Raw genomic sequence first — 372 nt, forward strand, 5'->3', positions numbered from 1 at the left:
GCGGTGGATCTCGATGCCCGATCGGGCAAGGATCCGGCTCTGCCGATACAAGGGCAAGTGGTCCGCATATTTGCTGATCAGGACATGCGCGATGGCGCCCTCGGTCGGCAGGCCGCCGTCGATGAGATGCGCCGGGGCGCTCGCCTGGGTCACGCCATCGGTGCAGGCGCGGCAGGCGTATTTGGGGCGAACCGTGACGAGCACGCGCAGCTGGGCGGGCACGATGTCCAGTCGCTCTGTGCGGTCCTCGCCGATCTTGTGCATCTCCCCGCAGCCACAAGGGCATTGCAAACTGTCCGGCTCGATCACGCGCTCGATGCGCGGCAGGTCCTTGGGCAGGTTGCCTCGATTGCGCCGGGCTGCACGCCGGGG

At 67.7% G+C, this 372-nt stretch carries 1 protein-coding gene; it reads right to left on the reverse strand.

All coding sequences use genetic code 11. The annotated features are described in order from the left end of the window. On the reverse strand, positions 1-372 hold a 372-nt coding region (locus BMI87_RS21900; RefSeq protein WP_146681751.1), incomplete at both ends, for an IS66 family transposase zinc-finger binding domain-containing protein.

The organism is Thioclava sp. F28-4, from assembly GCF_002020045.1.
In the GTDB taxonomy this organism is placed as follows: domain Bacteria; phylum Pseudomonadota; class Alphaproteobacteria; order Rhodobacterales; family Rhodobacteraceae; genus Thioclava; species Thioclava sediminum.